7 protein-coding genes are annotated in these 14,217 nt (G+C 42.5%); all 7 read left to right on the plus strand.

All coding sequences use genetic code 11. The annotated features are described in order from the left end of the window. Nucleotide 1: 1 nt before the first annotated feature. The 7 genes from AC1DDX_RS00710 (at nucleotide 2) to AC1DDX_RS00740 (ending at nucleotide 13,501) form a co-directional block, all read left to right on the plus strand. Complete coding sequence (locus AC1DDX_RS00710) at nucleotides 2-1,381, plus strand: carboxylesterase/lipase family protein (RefSeq protein WP_477621707.1); 1,380 nt, start codon at nucleotides 2-4, stop codon at nucleotides 1,379-1,381. A gap of 265 nt (nucleotides 1,382-1,646) precedes the next feature. After that, nucleotides 1,647-5,840 (plus strand): hybrid sensor histidine kinase/response regulator transcription factor, encoded by a 4,194-nt coding sequence (locus AC1DDX_RS00715; protein WP_337717668.1) that lies wholly within the window; start codon nucleotides 1,647-1,649, stop codon nucleotides 5,838-5,840. A gap of 131 nt (nucleotides 5,841-5,971) precedes the next feature. After that, entirely contained in the window at nucleotides 5,972-8,170 is a 2,199-nt protein-coding gene (locus AC1DDX_RS00720; protein ID WP_337717671.1) for a beta-glucosidase family protein, read from the plus strand. A gap of 42 nt (nucleotides 8,171-8,212) precedes the next feature. After that, nucleotides 8,213-8,962, plus strand: coding sequence for a hypothetical protein (locus tag AC1DDX_RS00725; protein WP_337717673.1), 750 nt, complete (start codon nucleotides 8,213-8,215; stop codon nucleotides 8,960-8,962). A 4-nt stretch (nucleotides 8,963-8,966) separates the two neighbouring features. Further along, nucleotides 8,967-10,904 (plus strand): c-type cytochrome, encoded by a 1,938-nt coding sequence (locus AC1DDX_RS00730; RefSeq protein ID WP_337717675.1) that lies wholly within the window; start codon nucleotides 8,967-8,969, stop codon nucleotides 10,902-10,904. Nucleotides 10,905-10,937: 33 nt separating this feature from the next. Further along, a complete protein-coding gene (locus tag AC1DDX_RS00735) occupies nucleotides 10,938-11,708 on the plus strand; it encodes a 3-keto-disaccharide hydrolase (protein WP_288882492.1) in 771 nt (256 codons plus the stop codon). A gap of 119 nt (nucleotides 11,709-11,827) precedes the next feature. After that, nucleotides 11,828-13,501 carry a cellulase family glycosylhydrolase gene (locus AC1DDX_RS00740; protein ID WP_288882494.1) on the plus strand — a complete coding sequence of 558 codons (1,674 nt, stop codon included), beginning with the start codon at nucleotides 11,828-11,830 and terminating at the stop codon, nucleotides 13,499-13,501. Nucleotides 13,502-14,217 lie beyond the last annotated feature (716 nt).

Below are 14,217 nucleotides of genomic sequence, written 5' to 3' on the forward strand. Positions count from 1 at the left end.
TATGAGAATACTGAAAAATATTACCCTTTTAATTGTAGTAACTGTATTCACGGTTTTTGCAGGCCATGCTCAGCTACCCGTTCATCTTAAGGTCGAGGGAGGAAGGATTCAGGGGGCCGTGGAAAATGACTTAACTGTATTCCGTGGAATTCCCTTTGCGGCCCCTCCTGTCGGTTCCTTGAGGTGGAAAGCTCCCCAGCCGGTTGAAAAGTGGGATGGGGTAAAGCAGGCTGCTCATTTTGCAGCCTCACCTATGCAAGAGGGAACTCCTGCGGCCGGTAAACTCGGTTTTTTGGCGCATCCGGAATTAAGCGGAGAGGGGACTGAGCATGTGTCGGGAAACTATGGTTTGCTAGACCAGATTGCGGGGCTAAAATGGGTGCAGAAGAATATAGCTGCGTTTGGTGGCGACCCCAAAAAAGTAACCATTTTTGGGGAGTCGGCAGGAGGAATCTCTGTTAGCATGTTGTGCGCTTCGCCGCTGGCTAAAGGTCTTTTTCGGAGTGCCATCTCTCAAAGTGGCGGGTCTTTTGGCCCTGCCGGTATCAAAACATACCCGGGCGAAAACATGAAAGCATTGAGGCAAGCCGAAACTGATGGGCAAGCTTACGCAGCCAAAGCAGGTGCTGCTTCCATAGAAGAACTTAGAAAGATGGAAGCCGACAAACTCCCTATGGGTTGGGGTGTTGGCAGTTCATGGCCTATTATAGATGGACATGTGATCCCTGATGTTCAATATAAACTATACGAAGCAAACAAGTACAATGATGTGCCGGTACTTATTGGTTACAATTCTGATGAAGGGCTAAGCTTTTCGCCTGGAGCGAACCCTAAGGAATATATTGATGGGGTAAAAGCACGTTACGGGGAATTTGCTGACAATTTGATTAAAGCCTACCCGGTAGGCGAGAAGTTCGTTACCCGGTCTGCAAGAAATCTGTCAAGGGATGCTGCTTTTGGATGGCACAACTGGACATGGGCCAGACTCCAGTCAAAAACGGGGACATCGAAAGTGTTTTATTATTTTTTTGATCAGCATCCAAACTATCCCGAAGGTACTCCTGAATATGGGCACGGCTCTCCTCATGCACAGGATGTTTCGTATGTTTTTCAACATATAGATCCTTTGAACCCGAAAACTTCTAAAYCAGATCTGGAAATTTCAACCGCGATGGGGAGTTACTGGATCAACTTTGTGAAATACGGAAACCCTAACGGTAAGGAGCTTCCGCTATGGCCTGCGTTTACCGGCGATAAGCCGGCAGTGATGTATTTCGCCGAGACACCCCATGTGGGACCAGTTCCCGACGAAAAGTCACTTGTTGTACTGGATCAGTATTTTAGGTGGAGAATGGATTTAAATGGAAAAGACCGGGAATAGGATTTTTATCGAATTTGCAATATGCACGCTTTGAAATGTCGGTTATAGCCTTTTGCTATAGCTGGCGTTTAAACTTTAGTAACAGTCCCTAAAAACTACCAGCCCATCAACTGATGATTAAGGAGGAAGGTTATTAAAAAAAAACCAGATTTAAGTGTAGCTTAGCTATACCAATATTACGCAACCAATTATAACCTGTTTGGGTTTTTAGCTTTAATTGTTCCTGGCATCCGGAGAATGACTAAAGCATTTAATAGAAAAATATATGTTTCGGTTTTTAGCCCTGATCAGCGCATTCCTGCTGTATAATTCTCTTTTTGCGCAGGAAAATGTATACCAGTTTTCTCATTTAGATATTTCAAATGGTTTATCAGACAATCAGGTAAATGCGATATACAAAGATCAAAAAGGATTTATGTGGTTTGGTACCACCGCCGGGCTCAGTCGTTATGACGGACATGAATTCAAGATATTTCAACATAATTCAAAGGATAGCACCAGCTTACCCGATGGTTATATTGTCAATATATTTGGGGGACCCGAGAAAGAATTGTGGATTAAATCTAATCGTGGCTTCAGTATATACTATCCCTTAACCGAAAAGTTTGAGCGGTTTCAGAATAAACACTTTCAAAAATATAAAATTCCTGGTGGATACCTTAGAGAGATAAAAACCAACAATAGGGGTAGTTTCTATTTTTATATAGAAAATCAAGGTATTTTTTGTTATGATTCTAAAAGCGAAACCACTACGAGTTATACCCCTAAAAGTGACGTATTAAATTCCCTGTCTTCTGGTATAATAAGTGATTTTATCGAGGATTTAAAAGGTAATTTATGGGTAATTCACGCCAATGGTGTACTGGAGAAGTTTAACTTAAAACAACAAAAGGTAACAAGCAGATATTTTGATGTTAAAAACCGTCTAGGAACACAGGAAAATTATTTCAATCTCAAACTCAGCCTTGATGCTGAAGGCAATGTTTTTATTTATAGTCCGGGTGATCTTTTTGGGTTATATTACCTCAATGTGGCGAGCGACAAATTCCACTATTTTGGGAAAAAACAAGACCATTCGGGGCTAAGCTCTAAAAATGTCGGCTCTGTTCTGGAAGGAGAGGATGGTAAAATCTGGATAGGCACTGATCATGGAGGAGTTAATATATTAGACAAGCGGACCAATACATTCACTTATATTTTAAGTAGAGAAGATGACCAGAGGGCTTTAAGTGACAACAGCATAGGTTCTTTGTATAAAGACAGTAGCGGTATTATCTGGATGGGTACTTCTAAGAAAGGAATTTATTACTATCATAAAAGCATCTATAAATTTCCCAGAAATCAGTATTTAACCGGAAATAACTCCCTACAGAAGGATGTGAATGCCTTCGTAGCAGATAATAAGGGCAATTTATGGATTGGAACAAATGGCTCGGGTTTAATACATTTGAACAGGAGTACGGGTGAGATTAAAACCTACCGTAATAATCCCGAAAATGACAACTCTTTAAGCAGTGATATTGTGGTAAGCCTATGTGTCGATCCTTCGGGTGTTTTGTGGATTGGAACTTTTTTAGGTGGGCTTAATTCATTTGACGGACAGAAGTTTACACATTTCAAACGTACCTCAGAACCTTCCAGCCTTTCAGATAACCGAATTTTTGCCTTATTAGAAGATTCTTCCAACAGGCTTTGGGTGGGCACCTTAAATGGTGGATTAGATCTGTTTGACCGAAGCACCGGGAAATTTAAACATTTTAATCCATCAGTGAAAAATACCTTGAATGCATATGGCATTTCCTATTTATATGAAGATAAAAATAAAAATATTTGGATTGGTACGACAGCGGGGGTTAATATCCTGGATGGTAAAACTTTTAAAGTCAAACAATTGGTAAATGATCCTAAGAATACGAATAGCCTGGTACAAAATGATATTAATTGTATAGTAGAAGATGGAAGGGGGTGGATTTGGATAGGTACAAGGGAAGGTATAAGCATATATAATCCCACAACGGGGAGTTTCAATAACCTAAGTGAGGATACTGGTTTGCCAGAGAATACTGTCTTTGCTCTTCTTGAAGATCCAGATCATCATATCTGGTATAGCTCCAGAAAAGGACTTTACAAGATTTCTGTAATTGCACAAGGTAAAAGCTATAAATTCCAATACAGCAAATACAATAAATCGGATGGGCTGCAAAATACCCAGTTTAATTTTAATGCCGCATACAAAACAAAAGCCGGCGAATTGATTTTTGGAGGACCAAATGGCTTTAATATTTTCAGAGCAAGCCAAATCCAAAACATCCAGTCGCCTTCTGCCCTGGCCATGACCGAATTAGAGGTGTTTTATCATAAAGTGCATGTTGGCGAGAATCTAAATGGGCGAATCATTCTGCCCGAATCCATCACAGCTCTTAAGAATTTAACCCTTACCTATAAAGAAAATATTTTTTCCCTTCAATTTGCGTTGCTCAACTATTTTGCTCCGCACAAGATTACCTATAAATATAATTTGGAAGGATTTGATGATCGCTGGCTTACCGTTCCTTCAGAAATACGCAAGGCCACTTTTACAAACCTTGACCCAGGAGAGTATACCTTTCACGTAAAGGCTTTTAATGAAAGTGATACTATACCTATAGCGGAGTCGCAACTGAAAATTACAATTTTGCCCCCTTTCTGGCGCACCACATGGGCATATTTATTGTACGCTTTCGCCATCGGCTTTTTATTGTTATTTATCCGAAACCGGGGGATCAATAAGCTACGACGGGAATTTGCTTTAGTACAAGAAAGAATTCAGGCCAGGCAATTGCGTGAACAGGACCGTAAGGAAGCAGAAAGGCTGCGGGAACTGGATTTGTTAAAAATTAAATTTTTAACAAATCTGAGCCATGAGTTCAGGACGCCTATTTCCTTAATTCTGGCCCCTGTAGATAAACTTTTAATTGAAGCCAGAGAGAAGGAGCGTCATGGTCAGCTATCTATGATAAAAAGAAATGCAAGGCGTTTGTTAAACCTGGTAAACCAGTTGCTCGACTTCCGTAAAATGGAAGAACAGGAATTGCAGCTGAACAGGAGTGATGGCGAAATTGTCTCCTTTATCAAGGAGGCAACAGAGTCTTTTTATGACCTGGCAGAACGGAAGCAAATCAAATTAACTTTCAAAAGTGCTATTGACAATTTATATGTCTCTTATGATCACGATAAGGTCGAGCGGATACTGTTCAACTTACTTTCGAATGCTTTTAAATTTACGCCTTCGGGAGGAAATGTGAGTGTGGAATTACAAACACTGCCGAACCCGACAGCGGATGGAAAGGTTTTATTGGAGTTAAAAGTGATAGACTCAGGAATTGGCATTCCAAAAGATAAACAGGAAATTATTTTTGAGCGGTTTTTTCAAAATGAAACTTCCGCTGCTATTCTTAACCAGGGTTCCGGAATTGGCCTTTCCATCACAAAAGAATTTGTGAAGATGCACGGCGGTGAAATCACGGTAGAAAGCGAGCCAGGCTTGGGTAGTTGCTTTACCGCACACCTTCGTGTTGCACTCGCATCACTTGCTGTGCTGGAGGAAAAAGATGCGGAATGTGCTGATTGGCCGGGGGAGGGGAAATCGGATAAAAAAAATGAAGTAAAAGAGTCCACTGGTGAGCGTCTGCGCACGAAAAATGCACCCGTTATATTGTTGGTTGAAGACAACGAGGACTTCAGGTTTTATCTCAAAGATAATTTACGCGTTTTTTATAAAATAGAAGAGGCTTCAAATGGCAAAGAAGGCTGGCAAAAAGCCCTCGCACTGCATCCAGATCTAATCGTTTCCGATATCAGTATGCCGGAAATGAATGGTAATGAATTGTGCGAAAAAATAAAATCAGATGTAAGGACAAAGCATATTCCCATCATCTTGCTAACGGCATTGACGACCGAAGAAGAACAAATTAAGGGATTGGAAACAGGGGCGAACGATTATATGACAAAGCCTTTTAATTTTGAGATTTTACATTCCAAGATCAAAAACCTGCTCACCCTTCATCAGACATTTAAAAGAACTTATACCAGGCAAATTAACATTGCATCTCCGGAAATGGAAATTGAATCGGACGATGCTAAATTTTTGAACGCTGCGTTGCTTTACATTGAAGAGAATCTTCACAACCCCCAGTTGTCTGTAGAAGACCTGAGTAGGCATATTGCCATGAGCAGGGTATCACTGTACAAAAAATGTCTAAAGGTAACGGGTAAAACTCCAGTAGACTTTATCAGATCAGTTAAGTTGGAGAAAGCAGCAGTACTATTGGAAAAAAGCAATAAAACCATTGCCGAAATATGCTATATGGTAGGTTTTAGCACCCCTAATTATTTTGCGAAATCCTTTAAAGCAAAATACAATGTGCTTCCTTCTGAGTATATAGTAGAAAAAAGGAATAAAACATCCGAATTAGGTTAACATTTCTTCTTACTTATTTAACATTACTACTCTGTGGTCTACATCCGGTATTGTAGTTTCGAGCCACAAAGATCAGGCGATCCATGCGCCAACTTTTAAACTCAAATTACATACAACCGAATATAAAATTAATGAAATCAATATTTTTAGCTGTAGTAGCAATAGGTGCCTCGTTATTGGTAAATGCGCAACAGAAACAGCCAATTTACCTTGATCTAAGCAAACCCATAGAAGAGCGGGTTGAAAATGCACTTTCGCTGATGACTACTGAAGAAAAAGTGTCCCTTTGCTATGCCCAGTCTAAATTCAGTTCAAAAGGTGTGCCTCGTTTGGGAATCCCTGAAGTTTGGACCGATGACGGCCCGCACGGAATCCGTGAGGAAGTTTTGTGGGATGAATGGGGTGGGGCAAATTGGACAAACGATTCTTGTACCGCTTTTCCGGCACTCACCTGCCTGTCGGCTACGTTCAATCCCGAATTATCCTTGCTTTATGGTAAATCGATCGGAGAAGAGGCGCGGTACCGCAATAAAACCGTATTATTAGGGCCGGGTGTAAACATTTACCGTACACCACTAAACGGTCGGAATTTTGAATATCTGGGTGAAGATCCCTACCTCAGTTCCCGCATGGTGGTGCCTTATATACAGGGAGTTCAATCCATTGGCGTGGCAGCATGCGTAAAACATTTTGCATTGAACAATCAGGAAGAGTGGCGTGGTCATATCAATGTTGATCTAAGCGACCGTGCGCTAAACGAAATTTATCTGCCTGCTTTCAAAGCAGCAGTGCGGGAAGCAAAAGTATGGTCGATCATGGGAGCATACAATCAATTCAGAGGCCAGCATTGCTGCCATAATGATTTACTTTTGAATAAGATACTAAAGAGTGATTGGAAATTTGATGGTGTCGTGATTAGTGACTGGGGCGGTGTTCATGATACTGACCAGGCTGTTAAGAACGGGCTGGATCTGGAAATGGGTACTTATACCGATGGGTTAACAACCAAGGGCAAGTTCCCCTATTCAGATTACTATCTGGCTAATCCCTTCCTTAAAGGAATTAAAGAGGGAAAGTATGATATCGCTTTGCTCAATGACAAGGCCCGTCGCATACTGCGTTTAATTTTCCGGACCACCATGAGCGCCAACAGGCCTTTTGGCCGTTTCGTTTCTCCCCAGCACAGCGAAGCTGCGCGCAAGATTGCTCAGGAAGGAATCGTGCTCTTGAAGAATGAGCAGCAATTTTTTCCTGTTCCTGTAGGTAAATACAAAAAGATTGCCGTGATCGGAGAAAATGCTAATCGCAGTCTGGTAGTCGGTGGCGGGTCATCATCACTCAAGGTAGCCTATGAGCAATCACCATTAGAGGGATTGATTGCCAAATACGGAAAAGATCATATTGTTTACAGTCTTGGTTATGCATCTGGACCGGCACTTTACGGACGTGAAGAGCCTTCAAAGTTAAATGCAGATTCGCTGATTGCTGCTGCTTCCGAGGTTGCAAAGCAAGCCGATATCGTATTTTTTATTGGGGGGCTGAACAAAAATCACTTTCAGGATTGTGAAGGTGGAGATCGCCAGTCGTTAAGCCTTCCTTTTGGTCAGGATAAGCTGATTGATACTTTGCTCAAAGCTAACAAAAACACGGCTGTTGTACTGCTTAGCGGAAACGCAGTGTCTATGCCATGGATAAATAAAGTACCCGCCGTTATGCAGGGATGGTATCTCGGCTCTGAAGCCGGAAATGCATTGGCCGATGTAATCTCGGGTGAGGTAAATCCTTCGGGTAAGTTGCCTTTCTCTTTTCCAAAAAAGCTGGAGGATAATGCTGCACATTTTTATGGTAAAATCTCTTATCCTGGCGACAGCGTTAACCAATATTATAAAGAAGACATTCTGGTAGGGTATCGGTGGTTTGACACTAAAAAAATAACACCTCAATTTTCCTTTGGGTTCGGGCTTTCTTATACCAGCTTTGACTTAGGACCTCTTTCTGCTGATAAATTAACTTATAGCAAAGACGACGTAATCAGGGTAAAATTCACCGTCAAGAACACAGGTTCACGCTATGGTGCCGAAGTTGCTCAATTGTATGTAAATGATCCGGTATGTACGTTGCCGCGACCAGTTAAAGAACTGAAAGCCTTTAAGAAAGTGCTCCTGCAAGCCGGAGAAACGAAAACCGTTGAATTGGACGTGAAAGTTGCAGATTTTGCTTTCTATGATGAAGGAAAAAAGGATTGGAACATTGAGGCAGGAGACTTTATACTGCAACTGGGAAATTCCTCAGGTAATATTTCTCAAAAGCTGAAGATAGCTGTTAAATAAAATGGCACTTAACAAATACGCTTACTTAACCAAACATTATACATGAATTTATATTCTTATTTTTTCGTTGCCTGTGTATCGGCCTTTTGTTTCCTAATGGGGACGGAGGCTGTTGCACAGGAGACTCACGTCGACCCTATAATCATTAAGGCAGAACGCAATATCCTGCTCCGGAGTTTTATCGATCTTGATGGAGGTAAACGCGTTACCCATGCCATCAGTATAGGTAGTCCGCTGAAGGTTCATTACACTTATGATGCCGACAATGGTCAATTGGTGCTATTATGGAAAGGTGAATTTCTGGATGCAACACCAATGTGGCACGACAGGGGCGATGGTTCTTCGCGGCCAATTGGAAAAGCGATCCAGACTGGAGACGCGACACCACAGATTCAGCGTTTAGCAACACAACAAAGTGAATTTAAAAAAGACACCACTGGGTCAGGCTTCAAACCGAAGGGTTATACGCTTGATGCGTCAGGTTTGCCAAAGTTTAAGTACCAGACATATGGATTGAATATTAAGGATGCAACCAAGGTGATTGATGGCGGCCAGGGCATTCGACGTGAAATTGAGCCGGAGGGAAGTGCCGATGACTTATACCTGTGTCTTGCCAGAGCAAATGCTATCGAACAGAAAGATGGTAAATATGTTATTGCAGATAAAGCTTATTCCATTACTGTAGCGGATGAAGCCACATTGAAGCCTATCATCAGAACAATACAAAGCGCTCAGGAACTCCTGGTTCCATTCAAAAGTAAGATCATTTATTCCATTCTCTTTAACCAGTAACCTGATGAATATTTATTCCAATTATAAAAACGGTATGTCGTGCTTATTGACAATGACATTTATACTGATGTCAATAACATGTTTTGCCCAGGCAGAATCTCCAAAGGAAGATGATTATTTTAAGATCATGAAAGTATCTGCTCCCGAAGGAGCAATACTTGAAGTGGGTGGACTCTGTACGTTACCTAACGGCGATTTGGGTGTCACTACCAGAAGGGGGGATGTTTTTATCGTGAAAAATCCTTCTTCACTCAAACCAACATTTCAAAAATTTGCTTCGGGTCTTCACGAGGTGCTCGGACTTGCCTATAAAAACGGATCATTTTATTGTGTTCAACGAGGGGAACTTACCAAAATGACAGATACCGATAACGATGGCGTGGCTGATGATTTTGAAACCATATATGCCTGGCCATTGTCGGGAAATTACCATGAGTACAGTTTTGGCCCTAAGCTTGCTGCCGACGGATCTTTTTTTGTGACCCTGAATCTTGGATTTCCGCCTACCTGGTGGAATCCAAAAAGTCTGGTTCCATGGAGGGGCTGGGCACTCCGTATTTTTGAAGATGGAAGGGTTGAGCCATGGGCTGCGGGTATGCGCTCGCCCTGCGGGATTAGTATGATTGATGATCAACTGTTCTATACTGATAATCAGGGCGACTGGGTTGGCTCAGGAAGTATCATGCAAGTAAAAAAAGGTGCGTTTATGGGACACCCATCCAGCCTGGTGTGGACTAATCTGCCGCAATCTCCGCTCAAACTTACCACAGAGCAGTTTTTTGCCAAGAATCAAACAAAGATGATTTACGACAGCAACGGGAATAGTGTAAAGCCAGAAAACGATGTGAACGAGAAAGCGGTAACCGAGTTCGATATGAAGAAGAATTTTCCAGAACTCCAACTACCTGCGGTTTGGTTGCCTCACGGAATTCTTGGTATTTCAAATTCTGAGATCGTAAAAATTCCTCCGGGCTCCTTTGGTCCTTTCGCTGGCCAGCTTTTGGTAGGCGATCAGGGGCAGAGTATGATTAGCCGTGTGTTTATGGAAAAGGTAAACGGTGAGTATCAGGGGGCGGCATGGCCTTTTAGAAGTGGGTTTCAATCGGGTATTGTGCGTTTGGCCTGGGGCAAAGACGGATCGTTGTTCGCCGGCGAGACCAACCGTGGGTGGGGCTCGGCCGGTGAGGCTACAGAGGGGATCCAGCGTCTGGTTTGGAACAACAAAATCCCTTTTGAAATGCTCAGTATAAAGGCCATGCCAGATGGGTTTGAAATAGAGTTTACCCAACCTGTTGATAAAAAATACGCCTTAGATCTTGCTTCTTATTCAGTGGAGAGCTTTATTTATAAATACCACAGCGTGTACGGAAGTCCGCCGGTAAATGGCCAAAAGTGCAATGTAAAGGGCGTTCGCGTTTCAGCTGATGGCCGCACTGCCCGAATTATCGTAGCCAACCTGCGCAAAGGATATATTCACAACATTACATTAGATGGTATTCGCTCACAAGAGAACTACTATAGCCTGGTACATCCTACATCATATTATACTTTAAATAATATCCCGGAAGGGAAGATACTTAGCCTTGCAGAGGTAAGCACCAGGAATTCATCTTCTATTAAAACACTGCCTCGGGGACAAAGTGGAAGTTCCTTGTCAGGTAAAAAAACGTTAGCGGCGAAAATTCCAACCTATGACCAAGTGAAAGGGCTTCTAGCTAAAAATACCTGCCTGGCCTGCCACAATGCAGAGAAGCGACAAGTAGGCCCTTCTTTTAAGGAGATTTCCACCAAAAAGTATACGGTCGAGGAACTAATAAGCCTGATTTATACGCCTAAACCGGAGCATTGGCCGGATTATTCCACGCCGATGCCACCTATGTCCAATGTTCCAAAAGATGAGGTTACCAAAATTGCGGCCTGGATCAAATCATTAAATAAGTAATACATCAATAACTAAAGAAAATCAACGAACTATATGAAAAGATCAATATTAATTGTTGCGATGCTTGCGGCCAACGTGATGATAGTCCAGGCACAGCAACCAGGGAAACCGGAAGATACCGAGGTATGGACTCCTGTGCCTGCAAAAGTAAGTCCGGCTAAGGTGCCAGGAGCAGCGCCTTCTGATGCCATAGTTCTTTTTGACGGGAAGGACCTGGATCAGTGGGAGAATTCCGCTGATGCTGCTTCAGCAGAAAAATGGAAGTTATCTGATGGGATCATGACGGTAGATAAGTCCGTGGGCGATATCCAGACAAAAGAGAAATTTATGGATTTTCAGCTTCATATTGAATACAGGATTCCGGAAAATATAACTGGAAGTGGCCAGGGCCGAGGTAACAGCGGTATTTTTCTGGCTGCGCTTCCCTGGGGTGCTGGTGGGTATGAGTTGCAAGTGCTAGATAATTATGAGAATAAAACCTATGTAAATGGGCAGGCTGGTAGTTTTTACAAACAATCGCCACCGATGGTAAATGCCTGTTTAAAACCAGGAGAGTGGCAGACCTATGACGTCGCCTGGACGGCTCCCCGTTTTAACGAGGATGGGTCTGTAAAGTCACCGGCTGTTGCAACAGTTTTACACAATGGCATTCTCGTACAGAATGCGACCATACTCAAAGGGGATACACCTTATATTGGTCAGCCAGCCTACAGAAAGCATGGCGCCTCACCAATTAAATTACAGAGCCATGGAGATAAAAGTGAACCGATCAGCTATCGCAATATTTGGTTAAGGAAATTATAGCAAATCACAAGCGAATACCGCCGCTGGCAGATCCAGCACAACATACAATTAGAAGACCAGGCAACTAAATTGCCCTTCTGCCAATCGATTTTTTAATAGAAACCAATTATAATCCCTATATGAGAACACTAAATTATCTTTTCGGCATCGTAGTCATCCTTATGTTTGCGAGGTGCCACAAGCAAGAACTCGGAAGTCCTGCTGAGAAACAGGCTCTTGCAAAAGCAATGAATGCTTTAACCATTACCAGCTACCCCAGTTACAATACCTCGCCCCTTCCGCCGGACCAATCTGGAGTGGCCAGCACAGCAGCGCAGCTCGCTGCAAAAATTCGATTGGGATTGAACATAGGAAACACCCTCGAAGCAATAGGTGGTGAAACCGCCTGGGGTAATCCTCTGGTTACCCAGGCATATGTCGATCTGGCAAAAAAAAGCGGTTTCAACGCCATTCGGATTCCTTGCGCCTGGGATCAATATATGGCCAACAGCAATACAGCAGAGCTTCAGCAAGTATGGCTCGACAGGGTTAAACAGGTTATTCAGTACTGCATTAACAAAGACATGTATGTGATATTAAATATACATTGGGATGGTGGATGGTTGGAGAACAATTGTACGCCCGCTCAGCAAGCCGCGGTTAATGCCAAGCAAAAAGCTTTTTGGGAGCAAATTGCGACACATATGCGTGGTTTTGATGAACACTTAATTTTTGCCAGCGCAAACGAACCTTCAGTAGAGGATGCCACGCAGATGAGCGTCCTGCTTTCTTATCATCAAACGTTTATCAATGCGGTTAGATCAACCGGAGGGCGCAACAGTTACAGAGTGCTTGTTGTCCAGGGACCCTCAACAGATATTGACAAAACTAACAGTTTGATGAACACGCTTCCTACAGACCAGGTAACCAATCGCCTAATGGTTGAAGTTCATTACTATACTCCTTTCCAATTTTGTCTGATGTCGTCAGACCAATCATGGGGTAATATGTTTTATTATTGGGGATCGGGATATCATTCCACCACCGATCCTTCACGAAATTCCACCTGGGGAGAGGAGGCCGACCTAAGCGCGTATTTCCAATCGATGAAAACAAAGTTTGTTGACCAAGGCATTCCTGTGGTTTTAGGAGAATATGGAGCATATACCCGGTCGTCACTCACAGGTGATGCGCTAACGCTCAATCAGGTTTCCAGAGCATATTTTTTAAATCAGGTTACACGCCAGGCTTTGTCACGCGGTATTCTTCCATTTTATTGGGACACTGGGGCAATCCTGAACAGGCAAACAAACACTGTGGGCGATCAACAAGGTTTAGCCGCTCTTGTGCAAGGGGAACAAAACGGTACCTCACCTGGCATTCAGGTAGGAAGTATCTATCAGATTATGAATAGAAATAGTTTTAAAGCACTAGAGTTCGCCGGATGGGGCACCGCTAACCATACATTGGCCGATCAATGGGAATATTTAGCCGGAGCAAATCAACAATTCAAAGTTGAAGATGCAGGTAGTGGCTATTACAGGTTAACACCAATGCATGCTTCAGGAAAGTGCTTGGAGATCGATAGCTGGTCAATAGCCAACGGTGGTCAGGCAGATTTGTGGGATTATTCAGGCGGAAATAATCAAAAATGGTCAATTCAGGCAACTGACAACGGATACTATAAATTGATCAATGTAAATAGTGGAAAGGCGCTGGAAATTTCAGGATATTCCCTGAACAACGGCGGCAGTGCTAATCAATGGGACTATTATGGAGGACGTAACCAGCAATGGGCGTTTCTAAAAATGTAGGTTAAAGGCGTTAAAAAAATTAAGCAATTTTTGACTATATCCTTGTTCAATATAAACACTTACTCACAGACAAGAATACCGGCAAGACTTACACTTCATAAATACAGCAAAGCTGGCACCATGGAGTACAAATTCCTGGGCGCCTTTCCATTATATCCAGACTGGAAGCAGATGGTAAGACGCACTTCTATTTGTATTACTCCAATGGCGGTGTTGGCTCTGCCGTACTTACTTCCGCCTCTCCCGTTGGCTAGTGGAGCGACCCATTAGGGAAGAAAGTACAGAATGGCCTTATAACTGAGCCATGGAGATAAAAATGAACCGATCAGCTATTGTAATATCTGGTTGAGGAAATTACAGCTAAATATTTTTAAGCAATCGATTGCCTAGATTAAATATTTTACTAATTTCGTTTAACCAAATACTAATATTTTAATTCAACCCAAATAAATAAAGAAAATATGCAGCTATTCAGGTGGTAATATCAGGTGAATAGCTTATAAGCCAATGATATAACTTTTGATGCGTCCAATGGCCGTGCTAACAAGGATGCTGTTAGAACTAACTAAATAACCATTATATTATGAACGAAAACATTAACAAGAGTGCCTTATTCAACGGGAGTTGCTTTGCCGTGATTACCACAGCTTTTACCTTCTCTATTCGGGCGGGTATTTTACCCCAGCTCGGAGCGCAATTTAACCTGACTGCAGAAC

The sequence above is a fragment of the Pedobacter sp. 10L46_2 genome (assembly GCF_056395165.1).